Genomic DNA, 26,346 nt, shown 5'->3' on the forward strand with positions numbered 1-26,346 from the left:
TGATGATGGATGCCCGTTCAGGGGTGCATACGGGCGCCCTTGAGCGCCTTGTCGACGGTGTTGCGCGGGCCGTGCAGGGCGAGACCAACCAGGTCGAGGTCGTCCCGCGGCACGGCCCGGACGGCGGCCCGGTTGTCGCGGTCGTTGCCGGTGCGGAACAGGTCGGACGTGAAGATCGACATAGCCAGGCCCCGGTCGCTGGCGCGGGTGAACGACGAGGCCAGCGTCTGGCTCGAGCCGGCGAACACGAGCACCGGCTGGCGGAACATCGGCAGGTAGCCGTGGCCGTCCGCGTCGGCGTAGGGCTCGCCGACCAGCTCCGGGTTGGTCGCCGCGATCCCGCTGACGAGGAATGCCGTGACATTGAGCCGTTGCCAGTTCAGCAGATCGTCGCGCAACAGCACAGCGATCTTGGTACCGAAGCGTATCGGAGTCGGCTCCAACGACCCGTCATCGTGCAGGGCGGAGTCGTGGCGAAGGTCGGTTTCCACATCGCCGAGTCTCACCAACAACGGCCAGGTCGGTCTTGTACGTTTCTGACGTGGCCGAAGCGCACGTGGCCGAGACGGGCAGGGCCGAGGCGGGCATCGCCGAGGCGGGCCGGGCCGGTGACGGTCAGTCGGTGGCCGCCTGGCGGCCAGCGGTGGCGGGCGTCCGCGAGGTGTTCCACGCCCGGTTCGTCTCGCACGTCTACCCGCCGCACACCCACGACTCGTGGACGCTGCTCATCGTCGACACCGGCGCGGTCCGCTATGGCCTGGACCGACGTGAGCACGGGACACTACGTTCCCAGGTATCGCTGCTGCCGCCGGATGTCCCCCACGACGGCCGCTCCGCCACACCCGGCGGATTCCGCAAACGCGTTCTCTACCTCGACCGGCACGTCCTCGGCGATGAGCTGATCGGCCCCGCGGTTGACACCCCGACGCTCGCCGATCCCGCGCTGCGCCGACGCATCGCCCGGCTCCACGGCCTCCTGCTCACCCCCGGCGAGGATCTCGCGGCCCAGAGCGGGCTGGCCCTCGTCGGCGGGCGGCTGCGCACTCACCTGGCCCGCCGCGGCTCACCCGCCCGCCGCGACGCTTCACCCCCGCCCCGCCGGGATCCGTCCGTTGCGCATGCGCTACGCGATCTCCTCGACAGCCGGGTTACCGAGGGGATCCCGCTGGCCGCCGCCGCGGAGCTGCTCGGCGTCCATCCGACGCACCTGATCCGCGCCTTCCACCAGGAGTTCGGCCTGCCGCCGCACCGCTACCTCACCGGCCGCCGGGTGGACCTGGCCCGCCGCCTGCTGCTCGCCGGCCACCGCCCGGCCGAGGTCGCCGCCCTCGCCGGTTTCTACGACCAGGCCCACCTGACCAGACACTTCCACCGCATGCTCGCCACCAGCCCCGCCCGCTACGCCAAGGTCGTCCCACCTCACGGCACTCTCAGGTCACCACGCTGAGATCATGACGTGGCGGAGTTCGCCACATCCAACTCGCTCCCGGACGAGCGGCCGCCGACTCAATCCACAGTGATCTTGTTGTTCCGCGGAACCGTGCCGCGTGTCCGGGCGAATCTCTGACCCGTGCCGACCTGGCCGCAGTCACGAGAAGGCATGCTCAGAACTCATGAGAGACCGGGTTCGACTCATGAGAGACCGGGTTCGCGGGTGCCTGCTGGGCGGGGCGTTGGGAGACGCGCTCGGCGCCGGCATCGAGTTCCAGTCCCTGGCCGAGATTCGGCAGGAGCACGGGCCTGCCGGTGTTGTCCGGCTGACGGAAGCCTACGGGGTTCATGCCCCGTTGACCGACGACACCCAGATGACCTTGTTCACCGCGGAGGGCCTGATCCGCGCGTCCGTGCGCGGCCGGTCGAAGGGCATCGTCGATCCGCCCTCGGTGCTGTGGGGCGCCTATCGGCGCTGGTTGACGACGCAGGCTCGAACGTCTCCCGCTGGCGGGGCATCGAACCACGCCGACGGCTGGCTGGCGGCCCAGCCGGTGCTGTACGCGCGGCGGGCCCCGGGGAACGCCTGCCTGTCGGGCCTGCGACGCGACACGATGGGCACCCTCGCCCAGCCGGCCAACCCCGACAGCAAGGGCTGCGGCGCCGTGATGCGCTCGGCGCCGTTCGGCCTGCTCGGGCGGGGCGCCGAGACCAGTTTCGATCATGCGGTGGAAGGCGCGGTGCTCACCCATGGCCATCCCACCGGCTACCTGGCCGCGGGAGCCTTCGCGTGGATCATTGCCACGGTCCTGGCCGGGGCGAGCATCGCCGAGGCGGCGCTGTCGGCCCTCGGCCGGCTCGCCGCCGAGCGGAACGGTCGTGAGGTGACCGCGGCGCTGCGGGCCGCTCTCAGCCGGGCGATGGAGGGCGCGCCGACGCCGGAGCGGGTGGAGTCGCTGGGCGGCGGCTGGATCGCCGAGGAGGCGCTGTCGATCGCCGTGTACTGCGCGGTGGCCGCGCCCGACGACCCGCGCGTGGCGCTGCTCGCCGCGGTGAACCATTCTGGCGACAGCGACTCGACCGGGGCGATCTGCGGCAACCTGATCGGCGTCGCCGTCGGTGAGCAGGCGTTGCCGGCCGACTGGGTGCGCGAGCTCGAGGGCTACGAACTCGTTCGGCAGGTAGCCGATGATCTCGTGACCGAGTTCGAGAACACCGCAACCGTCGCGGACGCCTTCGGCGCGCCAACCCTGTCCTGGGCCGCCCGCTACCCCGGCCACTGACGGGCCCGGGGATCAGGCCGGCGGGGGGAGGCGGACGTGCACAGCCGTGCCGAGCGTGCTGGTCAGCCCGGTCACGTGGTCGTGGCCGGGGTGGTGAACGTGCAGCAGACGGTGCCGGTGGACGGGTTCCCGCTCGCCTACGCGCCGGTGCGGTACGCGACCGGGCGGCTGCGGCTGGCGGCCTCCGGGGTCGGCCTGAACGTCGCCCGGACGCTGGGTGCGCTCGGCACACCGGCGTCCCTGGCCACCCTCGTCGGGGACGATCCGGCGGGGCTGGTGATCCGCGCCGAGCTGCGACGTCTCGGCCTGCTCGGCCTGCCCGGCGAGGACGAGTCGGACGGCCGGGGCGCCGGGGTGCTGGCGACCGCGAACAGCGCGATGTCCGCCGTCCTGGTCGATCCGCACGGCACCCGGCAGGTCCACACCGACCTCGCCGACCTGGCCACGGCCCGCCATCCGACGCCGGTGTTCCGTGACCTGCTCGCGGGGGCGCGCCTCGCCGTGCTGACCACCGCGGGCTTCGTCCGCGACCTGATCCCCGTTGCCCAGGCCGCCGGTGTGCCGATCGCCGTCGACGTGCAGACCATCGAGGACGCGGACGACGCCTACAGCCGGCCCTGGTTGGCGGCGGCGAGCCTCGTGTTCTGCTCCGCCGAGCGCCTCACCGCCAGCCCCGCCGCCACCGCCGCCGCGCTGCTGGCCCGCCACCCGGCCGGGGTCGTGCTCGTCGGGATGGGCGCCGACGGCTGCCTGCTCGCCGTCCGGGACCACCCGCCGCGCCACCTTCCCGCCCGCGCCCCGCACGGCGTGCTCGACACCACCGGCGCCGGCGACGCCCTGTGCGCCGGTTTCCTGCACTGCCGGTTTCCTGCACTACTGGCTCGCCACGGGTGATCCCGACGTGGCGGCCCGGCGCGCCGTCCTCGTCGCGGGCTGCGCGGTCGGCTCCGCCGGCACCGACGTCCACGTCACCGCCGGGCACATAGACGACCTCCTGCGCGCCCCGGGCGGGCGGCCGTCGGGCTCCGAGTGACGCACGGCGGGCCGGGTCCGATCCGACCTGCGACGTTCGTCGCAGGTCGGCTGCTCGACAGGGGCGGCGATGCGGCGCGGATCCGCATTACGCTCCCCCCCGGCGTCGCGTGACGCCCGCGGGAGATCAGCAGCGAGGGGCCGATGACGGCGAGGACGATTCCGATCCGTTTCACCGACGACGCCGGGGTGATCGACATCGCCGAGTCGCTGTCCACCCTCAAGGGGGACGGGCGCCACCTCTGGCTCGCCGGCGACGAGACGATCACCATCGAGCGGACGACGCTGTCGCCGACCGGGGACGGCTTCGTCGACCATGTCAGCTTCTCGGTCGCGGACTTCCTCCCGCTGCCGGAGCCGCCGGAACCGGACGGCAGCCAGCTCGAGATCGACCTCGAGGGCATCGACCGGCACGGCGGCTACCTGTGGTTCGTCGGTTCGCACAGCCGGACCCGCAAGCGGGTCAAGCCGCACCACGCCACCGAGCAGGCGTTGGCACGGCTGGCCAGGGTGAGCAGCAACGCCAACCGCTACCTGCTCGGCCGCATCCCGGTGGTGGAGATCGACGGGGCGCCGACGCTCGTCCCCAGCGCCCCGGCGCCGGCCTCGCCGGGCGGGGAGAAGCTGACCGCGGCCGCGCTCGGCCTGTCCAAGCAGAACCGACTGACGCGGGCGCTCAAGGACGACGAGCACCTCGGCCTGTTCCTGAAGATCCCGAGCAAGGACAACGGCCTGGACATCGAGGGGCTCGCGGTCGTCGGCGAACGGATCTACCTGGGGTTGCGCGGCCCGGTGCTGCGCGGCTGGGCGGTGGTGCTGGAGCTGCGCCTCACCGAGGGCGACGGCCAGGACCTGCTGCTCGCGCCGCTCGATGACGGTGACGACAACGACGGGCGCCGGTACCGCAAGCACTTCCTCGACCTCGACGGGCTCGGCGTGCGGGACATCCTCGCCCACGGCGACGATCTGCTGCTGCTCGCGGGCCCGACGATGGATCTCGACGGGCCGGTGCGGATCTATCGCTGGCGGGGCGCCGCGCACGCGCGCACGAGCGTCGTCGTCACCGACGAGGCGATCGAACGGGTGCTGGAGCTGCCGGTGGGGACCGGCGACGACCACCCGGAGGGCATCGCGCTGCTGCCCGGCGATCCGTCCTCGTTGCTGGTGGTGCACGACAGCCCGGCGCCGCGGCGGCGCTGGCATCGTCACGAGATCCTCGCCGACATCGTCCCGCTGCCGGGCTGCTGAACCAGCCGGGGCCGACTACGGTTGCCTCCCCCCACGATCGCGCGGCGTGTTCGAGCGCCGGGCGGGCTACCCGCCACCCGCCGATCACGGCAAGATTGGCGCACGGAATCACATTCCGTCCTACTCACCGCCATGCCTGAGGTACGCGCGTGTCTGACGAGATCGACCTGGCCGCCGTCACCACCTGCGCGGAATTCGGCCGCGCACTGACGGTCGTGCGGGAGCGGGCGGGGCTCAGCGTGCGTGACGTCGCCCGGAAGGTGAACGTCCCGGCCAGCACGGTCGGCGGCTACTTCGGCGGGTCCCACCTGCCGGGGCTGAAGCCGGCGCACCTCGTCGAGAACATGCTGCGCGCCTGCGGGGTGACCGATCCCGCCGAGCTGCACCGCTGGGTCGAGACCTGGAGCCGGATCCGGCGCACCCGCCGGGGCTCCGGCGACGACGAACGGGGCGCCGTCCGTGGCGGGTGGGACCCCGGCGCCATCGCCGGCCGGCGGCTCGGCGACGGCCGTGTCGCCGGCCGGCGGCTCGGCGACGGCGGTTCCCCGCGGACACCCGCCGACCCGGCCCGCGGCGACGAGACCGCGGCGACCCTGACGATCGCGCCGCCGGTGGCCCGGTTGGATCGGCTGCCGGCGGTGCGCGGCCGCGGCGAGCTCCTCGCCCTGCTGACCGGCCTGCTGCCCGCCGCCGGGAGCGACACCGCCGGGCCGGACGGTGACAGCCGAGTCCGCGGCCGGGTGCACGTGCTGCACGGACTCGGCGGGATCGGCAAGAGCACCGTGGCCCTCGCCCTCGCCGCGACCGCGCTCGACCGCGGCGTGCGGACCTGGTGGATCAGCGCCACGCGTCCCGGCGCGGTGTCCGCGGCGATGGGTGCGCTCGCCGTCGAGCTCGGCGCCACCCATCATCAACTGCGGCGGGCCAGCCTGCCCGACCTGGTGTGGCGCCTGCTCGGCGCCGTCGACCAACCATGGCTGCTGATCATCGACAACGCCGACGATCCGGCCGGCGACCTGGGTCCGCCCGGCGGCGAGGTGCTTGACGGCACCGGTTGGCTGCGCCCGCTTCCCCGGCCTCAGGGCATGGTCGTGGTGACCACCCGCGACGGCGCGGACTGGTCGCTGGGCGCGGCCGGCGGCCGGACCCCGCCCTGGATACGCCTGCACCGGCTCGGTCCCCTCACCGACCACGACGCCGGGCAGGCGCTGCGCGACCTGGCGGGTGATGCCCCGGGATCTGCGCAGGCCGCGCAGAGCCTCGGCCACCGGCTCGGCGGGCTGCCGCTGGCGCTCTCACTGGCCGGCCAGTTCCTCGCCGAGGCGCGGCGGATGCCACCGGGTTTCGGCGGCTCCGCCGTCCCCCGGTCCTACCCGGCGTACGAACAGGCCCTGCGCACGAGTGGGCCCTGGTCGTTGCTGCCGGACTTCGACGGCGCGGGCCCACGGGCCACGGCCCCGTGCCCCCAGCCGCAGCCCCCGGACACCCCGACGGACACCCAGGCCCCGGCCGACGCCCAGCCCCCGGCCGGCCCCCCGGCCGGCGGCATCGGCGTGGAGGGCCAGGTGTCCGGCGCGCCGGCGGGAGCGGCCGGGCGCCGCCGGGAGCGCGAGCTCGTCGGGCCGACCTGGGAGCTCTCGCTGGACCTGCTCGCCGCCCGCGGGCAGGCAGGGGCCCGGCCGCTGCTGACCCTGCTCGCCTGCCTCGGCGGCGATCCCATCCCCGTCGACGTGCTGCTCACCGCCGAGGTGCTCACCACCTCGCCCCTGTTCCACGATCTGCAGGCGACCAACCTGCAGGTGACCGAGCTGTGGGGGCTGGTGCGGGCCCTCGCCGGCCAGGGGCTGATCGAGCACACCCTCGACCCGGCCGACGCGCGCGCGCCGGCGTCGATCGGCGCGGGCGTGGCGCACCAGATCTGGCTGCATCCGCTGGTGCGGGACAGCTTCGGCCGGGCCGCGCACGTCTCCGGCCGGGTCGAGGACTACCTGGAGACGATCACCGCGCTGCTGGTCCACGCGGCCCGCCGGCTCGACCCGCGCGACCCCGAGACCTGGCCTCGTTGGGCGATGCTCACCGGGCACGCGGACGCGGGCCTGGCGATGCTACGCGCACGGCGCCGGTGGGGACTGCCCGAGCTGACCGAGGCGCGGCTGCCGCCGGAGCTGCTGGTCCCCGCGACGCTGGCCGCCCGTTTCCTGCGCGCGACCGGACGCCTCGCCGAGGCCGCCGAGGCGTATGAGGCCGTGTTGCTCACCGGCCGGCGGCTGTTCGGCGACGACCACGCCGACGTGCTGTCCACCGCCCATGACCTGTACCGGGTGCGCGCCGCACAGGGCCGGCCCGGCGACGCGGAGGAGGGGCTGCGGGCCGTCCTCGACGACCGGGTACGGGTCCTCGGCGCGGACCACCCCGACACCCTGACGACGCAGCACTACCTGGGCCGCACCCTGCGCGAGTCGGGCCGCCACCGGGAGGCGCTCGGCTGGTTCACGCGGACGCTCACCAGCCGGGAGCGGGTCCTCGGCCACCGCCACCGCGACACCCTCACCACCCGCAACAACATCGCTGATGTGCTCGTCGAGCAGCGGCAGTGGGCGGCGGCGGAACGGATGCTGAGCGCCGTGTGGACGGACCGGGTCGACACCCTCGGGCCCGAGCACCCCGCGACCCTGGTGACCCGCTACCACCTGGCCCGGCTCGACCATCGCCGCGGCGAGGACACCCGGGCCGCGCGGACGGCCGCCGAGCTGGTGGCGGCCTGCCGGCGTGTCCTGGGTCCCGATCATCCCCGCACCCTGACGGCGATCTGCCTGCACGGCGAGATCAACCAGGAGCTCGGCCGGCTCGCCGCGGCGCGCACCGACGTGGGGGACGCGCACCGGCGCAGCCTGCGGGTGCTGGGCCCGGAGCACGGGACCACGCTGCGGCTTCAGCGGCTCGTCGGCCGTTCCCCGTCGTCCTGACGCGATACGTCCGCGGCCGATACGTCCGCGGACGGTCCGGCGGGCAGCGCCGGGACGCCAGCCGTGCCGCCCATCCGCACCCGGGCGCACCCTTCGCCACCCCGCCCAGCCAAATCCCGCCCAGCCAAATCCCGCCCGGTCAACAGCCGCAGCGGCAACCCGACCGCCCAGCCGCCCAGGGCGGGCACCAGGGCCCACAGCGGTAGCCCGGCCGGCTCGGTCAGCAGCCAGGCGACGCTCGCCAGCTGGCAGGCGAGCAGGTTCACCAGGACGAAGCCGCCGCCGCGGGAGCGAGGCGACCGGATCGGGTCGAGGCCGGGAGCGCCCGAGCGGATCAGCCGGACCAGGCCGGCGGTGGCGACCAGCGCGGCCACGACGGCCGCCGCCGCGGCAAGCCCGCGCCCGGCCAGGGACGCCTGGCCGCCGGGCGGGCCGGGCGGCACGGAGGCGGCCGAGCTCCCCGGCACGGCCGGCACCACGGCGACGCCGTCCGCGTCGGCGGCAAGAGCGAGCCCGCTCGCCGCGGACACGACGGCGACGATCCCGACCTGCGCGGTGAGCACGATCGCCACGTACCGCCGCGGGAAGACGAAACCCCGGGGTCGGCGCAGGCGCACGCCGGTGGCCAGGGCCGGCGTCCGCCGCCCCGCGACCCGGTCGGTGGGCAGATCACGCAGGTCCGCGACCGCAAGACCGGCGACGATCATCGCGAGGCCGAACCCCGCGGTGAGCAGGAGTACGCCCGAGCCCACCTCGCCCCCGGCAGCGACGACGCCCAGCGGCAGGCCGCCGGCGACCGTGGCCGCGACCAGCAGGCAGCGCAGCGATGGCACGCCCCGCGCCGGCCGTCGTGCCAGGGCCAGCCAGGCGCGCAGGCCGACGGCGGCCACGAAGCCGAGCCGGGCGGGCAGGCAGGCCGCCCACAACCAGCCGCCGCCCACCACGGCCGCCCCTGCCAGCACCGCCCATCCGGCGACCCAGCCGGGCGCGACCCGGTCCTGGACGAGAGGGCTGTCCCGGCGTGCCGGGTTGATCCGGTCGGCGTCGAGACCGGCGACGGCGTCGAGCAGGCGGCCGTACACCGACAGCAGCGCCCCGGCGAGAGTGAGCAGCAGCACCGCCCCGACCCGGGGATCCGGCAGCGCGAGGCCGCCGACGGCGAACGGGACGGCGTCCGCCAGCGCGGTTCCCGGCCGGGTCAGCGCCCGCACGTCCACCAGGCGGCGGACCGCGGTCCGGTCCCGCCGCGCCGCCTCTGCCCGGCCCGCCGGCGCTCCAGCGACACGGCTTCCCATCCGACCTCACGATCGTTTCTCGCGTCCCCTGAGCACTGCGCTCACGGACGATCGCAGCCTGTCGAGAAAAACCCATTCGGGACGCCGATAAAAGGCAGTCGCGCATCGCCGTACAAGGTCGTACAGGCAGCGGCGAGTGCGCGATGTGACACCCGGTGTATGGCCGACCGGAAGTGGCAGCGGACCGATCCGTATTCCAGTAAGATGACCGCTACGATGCGCGCCGCCGATCGTCCGCCGAGCGCCGGGCCGCCGGCTTCGGGGCGCGGCCGAAGGAAACCGTGGGCATCCCGGCAATGCCCGGCCCGACATCACGCTGGAAGGGCCGCCTCAACGGCGCGGATTCACGCGAGGGGGCGCGCGGTGACGGCCGCGGAGGCGCATTGTCGCGGATGGGCGGGGTCCGGTCGGCGCGCGCCGGGACAACGTCGCGGCGGCGGCAGCGGCGGCCGCCGGAGCGGGCCTCCCCCCGATGGCAGGTCCGCTCCGGCGGCGAGCCGAGGGCGCGGTCGTCGACCAGCCACCCCCGCTGGCCGCCGGGGTGCAGATCATGTGGCGGCGGCGGCCGCAGCCCTTCGGCGGCTCCCAGATAACCGCGTGCCGGACTAACCGGAAAGACCTGGACGGGAAATCCGTACAACGTCGTACGCGACGGACCGACGTGGCGAACGGCGGATCGGGGCGGCGGCCAGCCTGATGGGATCGGCGGAGAGCATCCCGCTCGCCCGCGGACGCGTTGTATACGGTGCGCCGGAAAGCGAACCGCGGCCGCACGACCGGTCGCGCCGCCGTTACGCCGGGCTCTCACCGCCGTCACGTATTGGCGAAACAGCGGCCAGCGGCCATGTCCGCAGTTAGCGTCGAAACGGTCCACCCGTCGGTCGCCGGCGGCAACCGAGTTCCCGGGCGGTATTCTCGGCGCGTCACTTGCCAGTCGGCGCACGCATCGCCCGACCCATCGCCGCAGGTGGTCCGGTGCCGGTCATGGGTGGCCGCATGACCGGTGCCCGGGCCAGTTCGCCTCACCAGGAAGCAATCCCGCAATCCGCGAACACGTGTTCCCAGGAGTCATGGTGTCTTCCCGTTGGCTGGATGAGCCGCTGCAGACCGAGCTGGACGACGCCGCCGTGACCGCGCTGCGGCAGTGGTGCTCCCAGACCGAAATCACCTTTCGGCTGGTCCGCTGGCTCACCGGCGGCCGATCCGCCGCCCTGGTCGCCGCCGTCCTGGAGGACGATCCCCACGGGGGCGCCCGCCAGCTGATCATGAAGCTGGACCGGGCGCCGGGCACCATGGAGGATCCCCGACCCGGCGAGTTCGCCCACCACCGGCGAGCGCTGGCCGAGTCCCCGGACTTCGCCCGCCAGCACCTCACCGAGCCCGTCCACCAGCCCATCCCGGTCGGCGACGGGCGCTGGTTCGTCTTCCAGCGGGTGGCCGGCGGCAGCCTGCGCGACCCGATCACCCTGCACACGCTGCTGGACACCGTCCTCCATCCGCCCCGCCCGGCCCGCGGGACCGCGCCAGCCCGGCCCTGGGGCCCGCAGCCCGCCTTCCCCCGGCCGGCCGCCGACGCCGCCGCCTTCGCCGAGGTCAGCTGCGCGGTCGTCCGGTCGGTCCTTGGTGAATGGGCGGGGCCGACGCGGCTGCCCTCGATGGACGTGCCGGCCATCCTCGGCCGCCAGCTCGGCGACCGGCTCGCCCCCGGCAGCCGGCTGCACCGCCTCGCCGCCGCGCACGCCGGGCGCACCGTCACCGTCGAGGATGAGGATCGTCCGCTGCCCAACCCGTTCGCCCTGGTGCTGGACGGGAGCCGGACCGCCGGCGTGAGGCTGCCCACGTTCGTCGGGCGTGCTCACGGGGACCTGCACGTCGAGAACATCCTCATCCCGACCGCTGTGCGCGACGCGGGCACGGCCTTCCAGCTGATCGACCTGTCGCGCTACGCCGCCGACGCCGTGCTCACCCGCGATCCCACCCATCTCGTGCTGCACGTCCTCGCCCGGACGCTGGTCGAGCTGTCCCCGGCCCAGCGCACCGCCACCATCGACCTGCTGCTCGACCCGGACCTCGACGGGGCGCTCGTGCCCCGGTGGCTGTGGCTGTTCATCGACCAGGTCCGCTCCGCCGGGGAGGACTGGGCGCGGGCGGCGGGTCTGGTCGAGCAGTGGCGCGACCAGCTGCCGCTGTCAGTGCTGGCCTGCGCGCTGACCTGCCTGGGCCGGGCGTCGACCCGCGAGGAGGACCGAGGCTGGTTCCTACGTCTCGCCGCGAACGCCGCCGCCGTCTTCCTCGACCAGCACGGCCTCGACCAGCACGGCCTGGAGCAGCACGGCCTGGAGCGGCACGGCCCCGAGCACTCCGACCCCGAGCACTCCGACCCCGAACAGCCCGACCCGCAGCGCCAGGGCCCGCAGCGCCAGGGCCCGCAGCGGCAGGGGCCGCAGCGGCCCGGCGCGGACGAGCCCGGCGACGCACCCCCCGAGCCCCTGGTCGCCGGCGCCGCGAACGGCACGCCCAGCAGGACACCCGCGGACAGCACGACCGGTGGTCCCGGCGCATCCCCGCGCCGCGCGGGCGGCGTTGCGGACGGCTCTGCGGTCGACGTGGTGCTCTCACACACCCGGGCCGACGCCGAGTGGGCAAGCTGGATCGGCTGGCATCTGGAGGCGGCGGGCTGGCGCGTCCTGCCGCACCTCGATGACCCCGACAACCCCGACGAACCGAGCGGGTTGGGGACGGCCATCTCGCTGGCGGACGCGGTCGCCCAGGTGCCGCGCACGCTCGTCGTGCTCTCCCCCGCCTACCTCACCGAGGTGCAGAGCAGCGCCGGGTGGCGGGAGGCCTTCCCCGCGGCGGACGCCGCCTGCGGCCGCCGGCTGGTCACGATCCGGGTCGAACGCTGCGATCCGCCGGACTGGCTGGCCCACGTCGAGACGGTGGACCTCGTCGGGCTCGGCGAGGATGAGGCCCGAGCGACGCTCGTCGACCGGATGACGGCCCTGCGCGACGGCGACGGGACCATCGGACACCAGCCGCGGTAGTCCTCCCGGGCGGGCGTCGGCGACGGTCCGGGCGGGCGTCGACGACGGTCCGGTCAGGGGCCCGCGGCAGTCCCGGTCAGGGAACCTCGGCGGTCGGGTCCGCGGGATCCTGCAGCGGCGAGACGACCGCCAGGACCTGGTCCAGGGCGACGGGCTCGCCGGGGCGGACCAGCACCTCGGCGACGACGCCGGCGGCCGCCGCCGAGACGGGATGCTCCATCTTCATCGCCTCGACCACGACCAGCGACTGCCCGTCGGTGACGGTCATACCCGGCTCGACGAGGACGGCGATCACCGTGCCCGGCATGGGGCTGCGCGCCTGGCCACCCAGCGCCGAGGCCACGTCCGCCCCGGCCACGGGAACCGCTTCGGCCAACTCCCAGGCCCGGCCGTCCCGCCCCAGCCAGAGCAGCTCACCGGCGGGGGTCGGTCCCACCGCGGCCGTGATCGGGCCGCGGGCGCCGGCCCCGGTGGACGGGTCCGCCGGGTCCTGCTCGCCCTCGGTCGCCGCCCACGCGAACGCCCACCGGGTGGTGACCGAGCCGATCGTGACCAGCAGGTCGTCGCCGACCTGGCGCACCGATGCGGCGACCGGCGGCCCGTCGGCGAGGCGGACCCGCGCGGCGGCCGGCGTGCCGCGGGCGCTGACCCGCACGGTCGCCGCCCGCGGGCCGAGCGCGGTACCGCCGCCGGCGGAACCCGCCGCCGCGACCGGATTGCCGCCCGCCGCCGGGCCGGCCGGCTCGGATCCGCCGGGACTGGACCCTGCGCCGGATCCGGGCGCGGCGCCGTCGGCGCCACCGCCCCCGGCGCCACCGCCGGCTGGGTCGTCGCCGCCGGGGCCGCCGCCGCCCGCCAGGCCGGGGCCGCCGCCCGGGATCAGCACGTCCCAGCTCAGCCACGCAGGCTCGCCGGGACGCCATCCGGAGGGGAGGTCCCACGGGTCGACGAGCGGGCCGACCGGCTGCAGGGCGAGCAACCGGGCCAGCGCGTAGCCGAGGATGGCCTCGCCGGGCAGCTCGTCGGCGGTGAGCGCGGCGAGGTCGCGTTCGACCAGATCGGTGTCGAGCCGGCCGGCGACGACATCAGGATGGCCGAGCAGCGACCGCAGGAAACCGATGTTGGTGGTGACGCCGAGCAGGACGGTGGCGGCGAGAGCGGCGTCGAGCCGGGCGATCGCGGCCGGCCGGTCGGGCCCCCAGGCGACGATCTTGGCGAGCATGGGGTCGTAGGCGGTGCCGACGGTGTCGCCGGCGGCGATGCCGGCGTCGACGCGGATGGCGGGCCCCGCGGGCTCGCGGAAGTCGAGGATGTGCCCGCCGGTCGGCAGGAAGCCGCGCGCGGGGTCCTCCGCGTACACGCGGGCCTCCACGGCGTGGCCGGTGAGGCGGACGTCGGCCTGGCCGAACCGCAGCGGCTCCCCGGCCGCGATCCGGATCTGCTCGGCGACCAGGTCCACCCCGGTGACCAGTTCGGTCACGGCGTGCTCCACCTGTAGGCGGGTGTTCATCTCCATGAAGTAGAACTCGTCGGGCGCGTCGGCGGACAGGACGAACTCGACCGTGCCGGCGCCGACATAGCCGACGGCGCCGGCCACCGCGACCGCCGCGGCGCCGAGCCGTTCCCGGGTGCGCGCGTCGAGCAGCGGCGACGGCGCCTCCTCGATGATCTTCTGGTGGCGACGCTGCAGGCTACACTCGCGCTCCCCCAGGTGCAGCACGGTACCGTGCGCGTCGGCGAGCACCTGCACCTCGACGTGGCGGGGCCGGGCGATGAGCCGCTCCACGAACAGGGTGTCGTCACCGAAGGCGGCGGCGGCCTCCCTGCGGGCCGAGACGAGGGCGGCGGCCATCTCCCCCGGTGCGCGCACGACCCGCATGCCCTTGCCGCCACCGCCGGCCGACGGCTTGACCAGGACCGGGTAGCCGAGCTGGCCCGCGGCCTCGGTGATCGCGGCGTCGCTCATGGCGGGCGACGACCGCCCCGGTACCACCGCCACGCCGACCTCCGCGACGGTCCGCCGCGCGACGATCTTGTCGCCCATCACCTCGACCGCGGCGGCCGACGGGCCGATGAAGAACAGCCCGGCGGCCTCGCAGGCCCGGACGAAGGCCGCGTTCTCGGCGAGGAAACCGTACCCGGGATGGATGGCCTGGGCGCCGCAGACCTGCGCGGCCTCGATGACCGCGTCGACGTCCAGGTAGCTCTCCCGGGCCGGCGCGGGCCCCAGCCGGACCGCGACGTCGGCCTCGCGGACGTGGCGCGCGCCGGCGTCCGCGTCGGAGTAGACGGCGATCGAGCGGATGCCGAGATCGCGCAGGGTGCGGATGATCCGGACGGCGATCTCGCCGCGGTTGGCGACGAGCACGGACGAGAACGCCAGACCCGGCACCCCGGGGACCCGCGGGGGCAGGCCGGGTCCGGTCCGGCGCTGCGCGGGCGCCGGTTCACGGGGCGCGATGGCGCCCGTGGCGATCGCGCCCGCGCCGGCCGCGGCGGATGCCGTCGCCGTCCCGCCCGGCCCGCCCGGCTCGCCGCCGCCACCGGCCCCGGCGGCTCCCGGCTGGCCGGTCACATGGTTCCAGGCGGACAGGTCAGCGGCTGACACCCTTGATCCTCACGTCTGCACTCCCCTCACCGCCGGCCGGACACCCGGATCGCGGCCGCCGACCACGTCCGTCGCCCACCCGTTCACATCCGGAACACACCGTAGCCGACCGGTTCCAGCGGGGCATTCGCGGCCACCGACAGACCCAGGCCCAGCACCATACGGGTGTCGACCGGATCGATGACTCCGTCGTCCCAGAGCCGGGCCGTCGAGTAGTAGGGGCTACCCTGCTCCGCGTAACGGTCCAGGACCGGCGCCCGGAACGCGGCCTCGTCGGCGTCGCTCCAGTCGACCCCCGCCGCGGCAAGCTGGTCCCGGCGGACGGCGGCGAGCACCGCCGCGGCCTGCTCCCCACCCATCACCGAGATCCGCGCGTTCGGCCACATCCACAGAAACCGCGGCGAGTACGCCCGCCCACACATCGAGTAGTTCCCCGCCCCGAACGACCCACCGATCACCACCGTGAACTTCGGCACCCGCGCACACGCCACCGCCGTCACCATCTTCGCCCCGTGCTTGGCGATCCCCCCCGCCTCGTACTCCCGCCCCACCATGAACCCCGAGATGTTCTGCAGGAACACCAACGGAATCCCCCGCTGATCACACAACTCGATGAAATGCGCCCCCTTGAGCGCCGACTCACCGAACAACACCCCGTTGTTCGCCACGATCCCCACCGGATGACCATGCAACCGCGCCGTGCCGGTCACCAACGTCGACCCGTACTCCCGCTTGAACTCCGCGAACCGACTCCCGTCCACGATCCGCGCGATCACCTCCCGCACGTCGTACGGCGTCCGCGAATCCGTCGGCACGGCGGCGTACAGGCCGGCCGGGTCCACGGCGGGCTCCTCGGCCGGCTCCACCGCCCACGGCCGGGGCGCGCGCGGCGCCAGGTTCGCGACGATCGACCGGACGATCCGCAGGGCGTGCGGGTCGTCCTCGGCGAGGTGGTCCGTGACCCCCGAGGTGCGCGCATGCAGCAGGCCGCCGCCGAGCTCCTCGGCCGTCACCACCTCACCGGTCGCGGCCTTCACCAGCGGCGGACCGCCCAGGAAGATCGTCCCCTGGTCGCGGACGATGACCGCCTCGTCCGCCATCGCGGGGACGTAGGCGCCGCCGGCCGTACAGGACCCGAGCACCGCGGCGATCTGGGCGATGCCGAGCGACGACATCCGTGCCTGGTTGTAGAAGATGCGCCCGAAATGCTCCCGGTCCGGGAAGACCTGATCCTGCAACGGCAGGAAGGCGCCACCCGAATCCACCAGATAGATGCAGGGCAGCCGGTTGTGCAGCGCGACCTCCTGGGCGCGCAGATGCTTCTTTACCGTCAGCGGGTAGTAGGTGCCGCCCTTCACGGTGGCGTCGTTGGCGACGACGACGCATTCCCGACCGGCGACCCGCCCGATTCCGGTGATGATGCCCGCCCCCGGCACCGGATCGTTGTACAGCCCGTTCGCGGCGAGCGGGGAGAGTTCCAGGAAGGGACTGCCACGGTCGAGCAACGCGTCGACGCGGTCCCGTGGCAGCAACTTGCCACGGGCGACGTGCCGCGTACGGGCCTGCTCCGAGCCGCCGACGGCCGCGACCGCGAGCCGCTCCTGCAGATCGGTCACGGCGTGCCAGTGCCCCTCGGCATTACGCCGGGCCTGCTCGCCCGTGGCGTCGACCCGGCTGGTCAGGACCGGCATCGCCGAGGCGCGGCGCACCTCGGCGGACCGCCGTCCGGCGATGGATCCGGTAGGCACCGCCGTCACAATCACTCCCCACAAAGCTGAACACAAGGTTGCCAAATTCGACGTTTCCCCAGGTCGGCGCGCACCAACCCGAGACGTCCGATGTCGTACCGGAACGCGGCCGCACCTACGCCGACGCCCCGGCTGCGGCAATCGGACCCGCCGATCGCCCTACCCACTATCGATCTGAAATGCACCGGTTGACCCCACTGCGGCTTACCTTAGCGGCGATAGCTCGATTCGGCGGTCGCTCGGTACGATCCCGCCGACCGGGTGTCGGGATCTCCGGCGCCCACCGTGAAGGACGCTCGCCGGCACACTAGCGTTGCCTGCCGTGGCCGCACTGTTCCTCCAGGCGTCGGGGCCGGCGCCGGTGACGGAAAGCTGGGAGCGCTACGCCGAGCCGGGCCGCTGGCCGGCCTGGGCGCCGCAGGTCCTGCGCGTCCGCGTCGACGGCGGGGACACCCGGATCCATCCCGGGATGACCGGCGAGGTCCGGTCCTTCCTGCCGCCCGCGGCCGGCTTCGTCGTCACCGCCGTCGACGAGCTGGCCCGGACCTGGTCCTGGCGGGTGACGCTCGGTCCGCTGCGGCTCACCCTCGACCACGGCGTCGACCCCTGCCTCGACGGCGGCACCTCCACCTGGCTGCGGCTGCGGGGGCCGCTACCCGTCCTGCTGGCCTACGCCCCGCTCGCCCGCGTCGCCCTGCGCCGCCTGGTGCACGCGGACCCGCCGCCGCGGACCTGACCGGGCTGGCGGGGTGCCGCAACGGGTGGCTGGGCCGCCCGGGCGTACCCGGGCGGCCCACACCTCACAGGTACAGGCCGTGGCGGGTGTCGGTGCCGCTGGGGCGGGGCAGGCCGCGGCCGTCGCGCAGGGCAAACAGCTCCGCGAGCGTCATCGTCGAACCGACCCCGTCGGTCGAGCCGAGCCAGGACACGGCCTCGGCGTGGGGCAGGGCGCCCACCTCGATCTGCGCCAGGCATCGGCCCGGCCGCACGACGGCGGGATGCAGCCGGAACAGGTCCTCGTTGGTGGTCAGCGCGACGAGCACCTCACGGCCCTGGCCGACGAGCCCGTCGGTGAGGTTGAGCAGCCGGGACAGCTGCTGCCCGGCGGAGCCGCGGCCGTCCCCGCGGATCAGCTCGTCGCAGTCCTCGATCACCAGCAGCCGCCAGCGGCGGACGGCGGGCTGACCCAGCCGATCCCCCTCGCCGCCGCCGTCCCCGCCGCCGTCGCCAACGGCGGCACCGTCGGCGTCACCGAGGTCGCCGGAGTCGCCGGAGTCGCCGGAGTCGCTGTCGGGGTCCCCGTCGTCGTCGAAGCCGATCGCGACCTCCATCAGGTAGGCCGGGTCGGCGAACAGCGACTCCGGGTCGAGCACGCAGTCGACCTGGCACCAGGAGCGCCACTCGTTGGCCAGCGCGCGCAGCACCGTCGTCTTCCCGGTCCCGGCCGGGCCGTGCAGCAGGATCAGCCGGCCGACCACGTTGTCGCGGCGGACCGACATCAGCTTGTCGAGGGAGTCCCGAGCCTCGGAGGCATAGTTGCCGCGGATCGACGACCACTTCGTCGTCGCGGTCCGCCGGCTGGTCCGGATCGGCCCGCGTTGGCCGGACAGGTACCAGAAACCCATGCTGACCGAGCTGTCCGAGCCGGTCTCGGCCGCGGACGAGCGCAGCACGTCCTCGAGCACGCCCCGGGCGAGTTGCTCGCTGACCGCGGTCACGGTGACCTCGCCACCGCCACCGCGCCAGCGCACGGACCGCACCGTCCAGCCCTCCCCCACGGCCAGGCGGGAGTCACGAGATTCTTCCACGACGGAGCGCAGCACTCGCGCTCCGGAAGGCAACAGGGTCGCTCCGGGGCGGAGCCGGTCCACCCGCGCACTGCGGGCCCACGGCTGCTCACCGGTCGTGAAGGGAGCGAGCGCGAGCGCGTCGACGACGTCGTACGGGGTGTCCGAGTCGTCGAGGCCGACGACGAACGGGAGCTTCATCCCCCCGCTCAGCGACTCGGAGACCGTCCAGGACTTGGGCAGCGACGCCTTCTGATTGGGAACTGACACGCCCTCGATGGTCCCGGACTCGCCGGGATTCGACCATCCCGTTGCGCGATTATCCCGGGACGTCACGCCGTTCGGGGCACGTCACCTCGCCGCGACCGGCGTCAGCAGGGCGTCTCGGACCTCCATCAGGGCGAAGCCGAGCAGGTTGCGCCCGGGCCAGGCGCTCGGCCGGCTGGCCCGATCGTCGTCACGGTCGCAGCCGATCCCCCAGATCCGGTCCCGCGGGCTGGTGTCGGCGAGGACGAGGCCGGCGGTGCCGGTGAGGTAGGTGCGCAGGATGGCGTTCTGGGCGAACTTCGCGGAGTTGGCGGCGACGGCGACGGCGTAGCGGTGGCGGTCCCACACCGTCTCGTCGAAGCCCCGGATCCGCCGGCCGACGGCGGCCAGCGGGATCGGCGCCGGCAGCGCGAGCACCGTCTCCGCGGTGGCGTGGTCGCCGAACAGCCGGGCCTTGCGCACCAGCACGTAGTGCTGCGCGCTGGGGTAGTCGACACCGTCGACGGCGAAGCGGGCCGGCCACCGCAGGCTCAGGCAACCCGCTCCCGTGCCGTCGGCGACGGCCTGGCGCTGGCCCCAGAAGAACCTGAACCGAAGGGGTGCCGCCTGGCGTTCGAGCCGGCGCAGGTCCTCGAGGGAGCGCGGCGGACCGCAGGTCGAGAGCACACGCCGAGGTTGGCAGATCACAGCCCGTCGGATGCACCTTTCCGGGTTTTTAAGGCGAAAGGTCACGAGAGCCGCAAAGCTGGCGCGGGCGCGCGGCCTTCCCGCGAGAATCTCGGCGCGCCTACCCGGCGTCACGCCCCACTCACTTCAAGCTCCGGGAGGACTCGCTTCAAGCTCCGGGAAGGAGGTGGTCGGCGGTGCTCGGTGGGCGACTCATCCACGGACGGCGACGCGACGCCGCGCGGGCCGGCGAGCCCGGGCGGATCGGCGCCGCGCACAAGGAGGCCGACCCACCGCCCGGGGCCCACCTGGGCACCCCCGACCACCCGGACGCCCCCGCGGGAGGGGACGCCCTCGACGATCCGAACGCCCGAGACGGCGCGGAGCCCCCGGACGTCGCAGGGCCCTACGACGTCGCCGCGCGGCCCGACGACGGCCGGCAGCGGGCGGATTTCGGCGCGCTGCTGATCCCGCGCGTCACGGGCACCTGGATCCGGCTGTCGCTCGACGGGCCGGTGCCGGCGCTGGTCGCGACCGACGGCTCCTCCACCCTGGAGCTGTCCGTGCTGGCCGCGCCGCGGGGGCAGGACCTGTGGGCCACGATCCGCGAGGACCTGCTGGCCGCGACGGCGCCGGACGATCCGGACGCCTGCCGGCCGGGTCCACGCGGCCCCGAGCTGCACCTGCCGATCGACTACGGGTCCGGCCCGATTCCCGCCCGGATCGTGGGCGTCGACGGGCCGCGATGGTTCCTCTGCGCGGTCTTCACCGGGCCGGCGGCCACGGATCCGGCGGCGGCACCCGCGCTCGACGAGCTCCTCGCCGCGACGGTCGTCGTGCGGGGGGGCGCGCCGATGCCGGTCCGCGACCCGATCCCGCTGATCCCGCCCGACCGGATGGGCGAGCGCATCGTCGAGGTCCCGGCCCAGCGAGCGGCTCCCGAGATCATGACCCTGGGCCGGCCACGGCCGCACGCCTGACGCCCGTTCAGCGCAGGCCGGTGAACTCGACGGTGGCCAGCGAGACGCGCACGTAGCGCTCGATCAGCTCGTCGGGCGGGACGGGGCCCGCGTGGTCGTACCACTCCAGCGCCGCCGTGCCGGCCGCCTCGATGCTGCGCCGCGCGTCGGCCGGGAACGGCGTGCGGAACACTCCCTCCCGCACCCCCTGCTGGATGATCTCGCCGAACAGCTGGCTGGCACCGCGCTCGACCACCTGCTCCCCGATCGAGAACCGCTCACCCACCCGCATGATCGTCCGATAACGGAGCAACAATGCGCTCGTCTGATAGCGAAGATAGTAGCTCATGGTGCCGCGGACGAGCGCCGACAATCTCTCCTCCGCCGAAGGGCCCGCATTCGCCACAGCGCTGTTGATGACGCGGAAGAACTCGTCGACGAGCACGGAGAGAGGCACCTCCCACGCGTCCCGCTCCAGCGTCCCGGCAAGGTAGTCCCGGGCCGACTCGACCGGTTCCATGCCGGCGTGGGCCGCGATGTCCCGAAGGGAGATCTCGTCCAGGCGGAGATCGACGAAAAGATCGGCCGCCGCTCGGTAGAGTTCCGCCCTGCGCTGCTGGAGCGCGGCACGCGCGGCGATCCGGTCCACGTGTGCCAGCGTATCCAGAACCAGGGGCACGACACCCCGTCATGGTCGCGCTGGCGGCATTTCGGCGAGCTCGGGCGAATTCCGCCGAATCGGCGGGAGTCAGCGTCGCCACGGCCGATCAGACCCGGAACCGCGGCAGGGCCGAGCCCACGCCGACTCGCCGAAAACCGGCTCCTCGGCCATCGTACCGTTCCGGGAGCGTTCGGCGGCACCGCCGTCGTCCACTCACGGAGTGAGGGAGATCCTCCAGGCGGTCGCACCGGTGTACAGCGATAACCATATGCTGACGACCGATTCGGAAGTCGCCGCCTATGCCGTTCTGGTCGGCGTCACGCTTCTTTCCTGCGCCGGCGCCTCGACGACCGGCGATCCGCGGATCCGCCGCGTCGGGGCTGCTAGCGTTGCCCGTTGTGCCGAGCGCCCCGCGACGGCCCGCCGGCACCGCGGGCCACGCTCCCAAGCCCACCACCGTCGCCGCCCACCGCGGCGCGGCGGCCGACCACGGGGCCCAGGGAGGCGAGCGCGGATGACCGTGCACTTCATCGGAGCGGGGCCGGGCGCGGCCGACCTCATCACCGTGCGTGGGCGGGACCTGATCGCCGCCTGCCCGGTCTGCCTGTACGCGGGCAGCCTCGTCCCCGCCGAACTGCTGTCTCACTGCCCGCCCGGCGCGCGGCTCGTCGACACGGCCCGGATGACGCTCGACGCGATCACGGCCGAGCTGTGCGCCGCCGACGCCGCCGGACAGGACGTCGCCCGCCTGCACTCCGGCGACCCGTCCCTCTACAGCGCCCTGGCCGAGCAGATGCGCCGGCTGGACGCGGCGGGCGTCCCCTACGACGTCACCCCGGGCGTGCCCGCGTTCGCCGCCGCCGCCGCGTCGCTGCGCCGGGAGCTGACGGTTCCCGGCGTCGCCCAGAGCGTCGTGCTGACCCGCACCGCCGTGCTGTCCAGCCCGATGCCGCCCGGCGAGGACCTGGCCACCCTCGGCCGGTCCCGGGCGACGCTCGTGCTGCACCTGGCCGTGCACCGCATCGAGACGCTGGTCGACGAGCTCCTGCCCAACTACGGGCCGGACTGTCCGGCGGCCGTGGTGGCGTGGGCCAGCCGGTCGGACGAGGTGGTGCTGCGCGGCACGCTCGCCGACATCGCCGCGCAGTCCCGGGCCGCCGGCCTGACGAAGACCGCCGTGATCATCATCGGTCGGGCGCTGGCCGCGGCGGGCTTCCGCGACAGCTTCCTGTACTCGCCGCAGCGCTTCGCCCCGGACGGCTGCCAGCCGGCGCCCGCCACGGGTTGGTCGTCGGTGCCCGGGGACCTGGACCCGGCCGAGCCGCGATGACCGCTGCGGCGGGAGGCAAGCCGCGGCGGGTGCTGCTGCTGGGGGGCACCGGCGAGGGCCGCCGGCTGGCCGTCGCCCTGGCCGCCGACGCGGGGCTCGACGTCGTCTACTCGCTCGCCGGCCGGGTGCGCGACCCGCAGGTGCCACCGTCCTGCCGGGTCCGGATCGGGGGGTTCGGCGGTCCGACCGGCCTCGCCGACCAGCTGCGCGCCGAACGCATCGACGCGATGGTCGACGCCACCCACCCCTTCGCCGCCCGGATGAGCGCCTCCGCCGCGGCGGCCGCGGCGACCACCGGCGTCCCGCTGCTGGTCCTGCACCGCCCCGGCTGGCATGAGCGGCCCGGCGACGACTGGCGCCGGGTCCCGTCGCTGCCCGCCGCGGCGGACCTGGTCGACCGGTTCGTGCCGGCCCGGCGGGCCGGGCAGGACGGGGCCGGCGGGTCCGATCGGGCGCCGCGGGTGTTCCTGACCACCGGGCGTACCGACCTCGCGCTGTTCGCCGGGCTGCACCGGCCCTGGTTCCTCGCCCGCTGCGTCGACCCGCCCACCGGCACGCTGCCGCCGCGGCTGACGGTCGTTTTGGACCGGGGGCCGTTCGACGTGGCCGGGGAGACGGCGCTGCTACGCCGCCACGCCATCGACGTCGTCGTGACCAAGGACAGCGGCGGCACGATGACGGCGGCCAAGCTCGCCGCCGCCCGCGACCTCGGCCTGCCCGTCATCATGGTCGACCGCCCGCCCGTTCCCGGCGGGGTCGCCGTCGTCGACACCGTCGAGGCCGCGCACGCCTGGCTGGCCGGGGGCCGCCCGGCCTACGGCGCCGGGTAGCGGCGCGGGGTGAACACGAGGTCGCGACCGGTGCCGCGGCGGACGATCCGCGTCGTCGAGGAGCCGACGAGCAGCAGGCAGCGCATGTCGACTCCGGCCGGGTCGAGGTCGCCGAGGGTCGTCACGGTGACCGTTTCGGTGGGGCCGCCGACGTCGCGCCCGATCACCACCGGGGTGTCCGGCGCGCGGTGCTCCAGCAGCGCCGCGCGGGCACGGTCGAGCTGTTCGCGCCGCGTCCGCGACGCCGGGTTGTAGATCGCGAGGACGAGGTCGGCCGCCGCGGCGGCGCGCAGCCGCCGCTCGATGACCTCCCACGGCTTGAGCCGGTCGGACAGCGACAGCACGCAGAAGTCGTGGCCGAGCGGCGCGCCGACCCGGCTCGCCACCGCCTGGGCTGCGGTCAGACCAGGCACGACCCGCACGTCGACGTGGGCGAAACGCTGCTGCGCCGCGGCCTCGACGACCGCGGTCGCCATCGCGAAGACGCCGGGGTCACCGGAGGACACCACCGCGACGTTCGCCCCGGCGGCGGCCAGCTCCAGGGCGAGCTCGGCGCGTTCCGCCTCGACCGTGTTGCCCGACGGGTGCCGGCGCTGGCGCGGATCGGCGGGGACCCGATCCAGGTAGGGGCCGTAGCCGATGAGGTCGTCGGCGGCGGCAAGCGCGGCGGCGGCCTGCGGGGTCAACCAGCCCTGCGCACCCGGGCCGAGCCCGACCACGACGACCTCGCCCGCGGGCTGCTCCACGGCGGGCTCCTCGACCGCCGGCGCGGTGCGGTCGATGATCCCGACGGGAGCGGAGGCGGACGGCCCCGGCCGGCTCGCGGCGCCCGCGAGCACCCAGTCCGCCTGGCCGGCGCGCAGCGGCGCCGGATCGTCCGGGCCGCGCACCGGGCTCGGCAGCACGGCCAGGGAGAAGTAGGGCACGGTCGCCGGGTCGACCTCGCCGAGCGGGGCGATCCGCTGGCCGGCGGTCGTCGCCCGCTCGACGTACCAGGTGTCGGCGAGCCGGCCGGCGTCGGTGAAGGCGTCGCGGACCCCGGGGAAGGTCCGGCCCATCTTGAGCACGACCGCGGTGTCGGTGCCGGCGATGCGCTCGGCGAGGGTCCGCGGCGCCAGTGTGCCCGGCAGGACGGTGAGGACCTCGTTGCCCTCGACGAGCGGGCGGCCGAGCACCGCGCAGCCCGCCGACAACGACGTCACCCCGGGCACGACCTCGGTCGGGTAGCGGTCGGCGAGGCGACGGTGCAGGTGGATGAACGACCCGTAGAAGAACGGGTCGCCCTCGCTGAGGACGACGACGTCCCGGCCGGCGTCGAGGTGGACCGCCAGCCGCTTGGCGCAGTCCTCGTAGAACTCGTCGATCGCCCCCCGGTAGCCGCCGGGATGGCTGGTCGTCTCCGTGGTGACCGGGTAGACCAGCGCCTCCTCGATCTGGTCGCCGCGCAGGTGCGCCGCGGCGATCGACCTGGCGATGCTGCGGCCGTGCCGGGCACTGTGGTAGGCGATCACGTCGGCGTCGTGGATGAGCCGGGCCGCCCGCAGCGTCATGAGCTCGGGATCACCCGGTCCCACCCCGACCCCCCACAACCGGCCCGTCGGGCCGGCCCCCGCCACGCCGGCCCCCGCCACGCTGGCCTCCGCCCCGGCCGGCACCGTCGCCGGCTCGGTCACGGGGTCGATCACGGGCTCACGCGAGTCGTTCACTCTTCCTCGCTAGCGATCGCGTTCACGGCGGCGACGGCCATCGCGCTGCCGCCGCGCCGGCCGTGCACGACGAGGAACTCCAGGCCCGCCGGATCGTCGGCGAGCGCCTGCTTCGATTCGGCCGCGCCGATGAAGCCCACCGGCACGCCGAGGACGGCCGCCGGCCGTGGCGCGCCGGCCGCGACGAGCTCCAGCAGCCGGAACAGGGCGGTGGGGGCGTTGCCGATCGCGACGACGGCGCCGGCGAGGCGGTCGGCCCACAGGTCGATCGCCGCGGCGCTGCGGGTCGTGCCCAGCTCGGCGGCGAGGCCCGGCACCCGCGGATCGCCGAGCAGGCACAGCACGTCGTTGCCGGCGGGCAGCCGGCGGCGGGTTACCCCCGCGGCGACCATCTGGGCGTCGCACAGCACCGGCGCGCCGGCCAGCAGGGCCGCCCGCGCCGCGGCGACGACCCCCGGGCTGAAGGCCAGGTCGTCGACGAGGTCGACCATGCCGCAGGAATGGATCATGCGGACGGCGACGCGGGCGACGTCGGCGGGCAGCCCGTCGAGACGGGTCTCGGCCCGGATCGTCGCGAACGAACGACGGTAGATCTCCGCGCCGTCCCGGACGTAGTCGGGCCGCGGCGTTCCCGCCATCGCCACCTCCATCAACGAGCCTCCCGTCCGTCCCGGCACCGCCGCCGGGCAACCGACCGTCGTGCCGCCACCGCGTCGACGAGCACGCCCCACCCGGCGGCCAGAAGGTCGCCCGGGCCACCTCCGTCCGACCAGGGCACCAGCAACGCCGTGCCGGGTCCGCCACGGATCCGGTAGCCGGCGGCGTCCGCGACGACCTCGACCACCTCGCCGGCCGGCTGGCCGCACCGGCGAGCGCAGCCCGACCAGTGCACGGACAGCGGCTCCCGGCGGCGCGGCGTGTCGCCGGCCGACGGACCGGGCCGGCGGACGGAACCCGGTACCTCGGCCGACCGGCCGGCGTCGCGCCGTACGTCGGCGAGCGCCCGAGCGCAGCCAGGCCGCCCGGCGCAGCTGGTGACGCCGACCCACCCGGAATCCGGGTCGACCACGAGACCCGCGGCGGCCAGCCGGTCCGAGGCTCCCGCCAGGGCCGGGAGGTCGAGGTCGCGCAGCACGACCGACCGCCACGGCGTCACCATCACCCGGCCGTCACCGTCGGCGTCGGCGACCGCGGCGAGCAGGTCGAGCTGGTCGGCGCGCAGCCGCCCGAGCGGAACGAGGGCGGTCAACGCCCAGCGACCGTCCCGCTGGTGGTGCCGACCCGGCCGGGCACCCGGCGGTCCGCCGTCGATCCCGACACCGGCTGCGACCCCGATGCCGGTCGGGTCCACCTCGACCGTCGAGACGGCATCCCCGGCGCGGCCCGGCCCGTCGCCGGCGGGCCAGTCTGCGCTCCCACCGGACGCCGCGGCGGCACGCGGGACCTGCGCGGCGGCTGCGGCGAGCAGGCGGTCCCGCCCGGCGG

General features: G+C 74.9%; 20 protein-coding genes and 1 pseudogene. 11 read left to right on the forward strand and 10 right to left on the reverse strand.

Annotated features, from left to right (window positions below; translation table 11 throughout):
- Positions 1-17 precede the first annotated feature (17 nt).
- Positions 18-491, reverse strand: coding sequence for a DUF2000 domain-containing protein (locus FRAQA3DRAFT_RS12690; RefSeq protein WP_009739430.1), 474 nt, complete (start codon positions 489-491; stop codon positions 18-20).
- Positions 492-541: 50 nt separating this feature from the next.
- Here FRAQA3DRAFT_RS12690 and FRAQA3DRAFT_RS12695 point away from each other — a divergent pair, with 50 nt between their 5' ends.
- The 6 genes from FRAQA3DRAFT_RS12695 (at position 542) to FRAQA3DRAFT_RS38245 (ending at position 7,960) form a co-directional block, all read left to right on the forward strand.
- Complete coding sequence (locus FRAQA3DRAFT_RS12695; RefSeq protein WP_232292029.1) at positions 542-1,447, forward strand: AraC family transcriptional regulator; 906 nt, start codon at positions 542-544, stop codon at positions 1,445-1,447.
- A 187-nt stretch (positions 1,448-1,634) separates the two neighbouring features.
- Positions 1,635-2,714: an ADP-ribosylglycohydrolase family protein gene (locus FRAQA3DRAFT_RS12700; RefSeq protein WP_232292030.1), complete on the forward strand. Its 1,080-nt coding sequence runs from the start codon at positions 1,635-1,637 to the stop codon at positions 2,712-2,714.
- Positions 2,715-2,750: 36 nt separating this feature from the next.
- Positions 2,751-3,608 carry a carbohydrate kinase family protein gene (locus tag FRAQA3DRAFT_RS12705; protein ID WP_009739433.1) on the forward strand — a complete coding sequence of 286 codons (858 nt, stop codon included), beginning with the start codon at positions 2,751-2,753 and terminating at the stop codon, positions 3,606-3,608.
- A 7-nt stretch (positions 3,609-3,615) separates the two neighbouring features.
- A complete protein-coding gene (locus tag FRAQA3DRAFT_RS38100) occupies positions 3,616-3,747 on the forward strand; it encodes a hypothetical protein (protein WP_255347019.1) in 132 nt (43 codons plus the stop codon).
- A gap of 143 nt (positions 3,748-3,890) precedes the next feature.
- Entirely contained in the window at positions 3,891-4,994 is a 1,104-nt protein-coding gene (locus FRAQA3DRAFT_RS12710; protein ID WP_009739434.1) for a DUF3616 domain-containing protein, read from the forward strand.
- A gap of 149 nt (positions 4,995-5,143) precedes the next feature.
- Entirely contained in the window at positions 5,144-7,960 is a 2,817-nt protein-coding gene (locus FRAQA3DRAFT_RS38245) for a helix-turn-helix transcriptional regulator (protein WP_009739435.1), read from the forward strand.
- Here the strand turns inward: FRAQA3DRAFT_RS38245 and FRAQA3DRAFT_RS12720 are convergent.
- Positions 7,927-9,255, reverse strand: coding sequence for a UbiA family prenyltransferase (locus FRAQA3DRAFT_RS12720; protein ID WP_009739436.1), 1,329 nt, complete (start codon positions 9,253-9,255; stop codon positions 7,927-7,929). The genes FRAQA3DRAFT_RS38245 and FRAQA3DRAFT_RS12720 overlap by 34 nt on opposite strands.
- Positions 9,256-10,325: 1,070 nt before the next feature.
- Here FRAQA3DRAFT_RS12720 and FRAQA3DRAFT_RS12725 point away from each other — a divergent pair.
- Positions 10,326-12,299: a toll/interleukin-1 receptor domain-containing protein gene (locus tag FRAQA3DRAFT_RS12725; protein WP_232292031.1), complete on the forward strand. Its 1,974-nt coding sequence runs from the start codon at positions 10,326-10,328 to the stop codon at positions 12,297-12,299.
- A gap of 76 nt (positions 12,300-12,375) precedes the next feature.
- On the opposite strand, the gene FRAQA3DRAFT_RS12730 is transcribed toward FRAQA3DRAFT_RS12725, so the two are convergent.
- Together FRAQA3DRAFT_RS12730 and FRAQA3DRAFT_RS12735 are read right to left on the reverse strand one after the other, a co-directional pair.
- On the reverse strand, positions 12,376-14,907 hold the full coding sequence (locus FRAQA3DRAFT_RS12730; protein WP_009739438.1) for a biotin carboxylase N-terminal domain-containing protein: 2,532 nt from the start codon (positions 14,905-14,907) through the stop codon (positions 12,376-12,378).
- Between the two features lie 83 nt (positions 14,908-14,990).
- Positions 14,991-16,598 (reverse strand): carboxyl transferase domain-containing protein, encoded by a 1,608-nt coding sequence (locus tag FRAQA3DRAFT_RS12735; protein ID WP_035922855.1) that lies wholly within the window; start codon positions 16,596-16,598, stop codon positions 14,991-14,993.
- Positions 16,599-16,977: 379 nt separating this feature from the next.
- On the opposite strand from FRAQA3DRAFT_RS12735, the gene FRAQA3DRAFT_RS12740 reads away from it, so the two are divergent.
- Positions 16,978-17,391 carry an SRPBCC family protein gene (locus FRAQA3DRAFT_RS12740; RefSeq protein ID WP_009739440.1) on the forward strand — a complete coding sequence of 138 codons (414 nt, stop codon included), beginning with the start codon at positions 16,978-16,980 and terminating at the stop codon, positions 17,389-17,391.
- 64 nt (positions 17,392-17,455) lie between these two features.
- Here FRAQA3DRAFT_RS12740 and FRAQA3DRAFT_RS12745 read toward each other — a convergent pair whose 3' ends face one another.
- Positions 17,456-18,712, reverse strand: a complete 1,257-nt coding sequence (locus FRAQA3DRAFT_RS12745; RefSeq protein ID WP_009739441.1) for a DUF5925 domain-containing protein — start codon at positions 18,710-18,712, stop codon at positions 17,456-17,458.
- An 81-nt stretch (positions 18,713-18,793) separates the two neighbouring features.
- Positions 18,794-19,375: an NADAR family protein gene (locus FRAQA3DRAFT_RS12750; RefSeq protein WP_009739442.1), complete on the reverse strand. Its 582-nt coding sequence runs from the start codon at positions 19,373-19,375 to the stop codon at positions 18,794-18,796.
- A gap of 197 nt (positions 19,376-19,572) precedes the next feature.
- Here FRAQA3DRAFT_RS12750 and FRAQA3DRAFT_RS12755 point away from each other — a divergent pair, with 197 nt between their 5' ends.
- Positions 19,573-20,355: a DUF3710 domain-containing protein gene (locus tag FRAQA3DRAFT_RS12755; RefSeq protein ID WP_009739443.1), complete on the forward strand. Its 783-nt coding sequence runs from the start codon at positions 19,573-19,575 to the stop codon at positions 20,353-20,355.
- Positions 20,356-20,362: 7 nt separating this feature from the next.
- On the opposite strand, the gene FRAQA3DRAFT_RS12760 is transcribed toward FRAQA3DRAFT_RS12755, so the two are convergent.
- Positions 20,363-21,013 (reverse strand): hypothetical protein, encoded by a 651-nt coding sequence (locus tag FRAQA3DRAFT_RS12760; RefSeq protein WP_009739444.1) that lies wholly within the window; start codon positions 21,011-21,013, stop codon positions 20,363-20,365.
- Positions 21,014-21,509: 496 nt separating this feature from the next.
- Here FRAQA3DRAFT_RS12760 and cobM point away from each other — a divergent pair, with 496 nt between their 5' ends.
- Together cobM and FRAQA3DRAFT_RS12770 are read left to right on the forward strand one after the other, a co-directional pair.
- A complete protein-coding gene (gene cobM, locus FRAQA3DRAFT_RS12765; RefSeq protein ID WP_009739445.1) occupies positions 21,510-22,325 on the forward strand; it encodes a precorrin-4 C(11)-methyltransferase in 816 nt (271 codons plus the stop codon).
- Positions 22,322-23,155 carry a cobalt-precorrin-6A reductase gene (locus tag FRAQA3DRAFT_RS12770; protein ID WP_009739446.1) on the forward strand — a complete coding sequence of 278 codons (834 nt, stop codon included), beginning with the start codon at positions 22,322-22,324 and terminating at the stop codon, positions 23,153-23,155. Before cobM ends, FRAQA3DRAFT_RS12770 begins: the two co-directional genes overlap by 4 nt.
- On the opposite strand, the gene cobJ is transcribed toward FRAQA3DRAFT_RS12770, so the two are convergent.
- The 3 genes and pseudogenes from cobJ to FRAQA3DRAFT_RS12785 form a co-directional block, all read right to left on the reverse strand.
- Entirely contained in the window at positions 23,140-24,705 is a 1,566-nt protein-coding gene (cobJ, locus tag FRAQA3DRAFT_RS12775) for a precorrin-3B C(17)-methyltransferase (protein WP_369809461.1), read from the reverse strand. The two genes, FRAQA3DRAFT_RS12770 and cobJ, sit on opposite strands and share 16 nt — an antisense overlap.
- Positions 24,706-24,857: 152 nt before the next feature.
- Entirely contained in the window at positions 24,858-25,499 is a 642-nt protein-coding gene (locus tag FRAQA3DRAFT_RS12780; RefSeq protein ID WP_157467333.1) for a precorrin-8X methylmutase, read from the reverse strand.
- A gap of 11 nt (positions 25,500-25,510) precedes the next feature.
- A pseudogene (locus tag FRAQA3DRAFT_RS12785) lies at positions 25,511-26,346 on the reverse strand (nitrite reductase); the annotation flags it as partial.

The organism is Frankia sp. QA3 (assembly GCF_000262465.1).
Classification (GTDB): Bacteria; Actinomycetota; Actinomycetes; order Frankiales; family Frankiaceae; genus Frankia.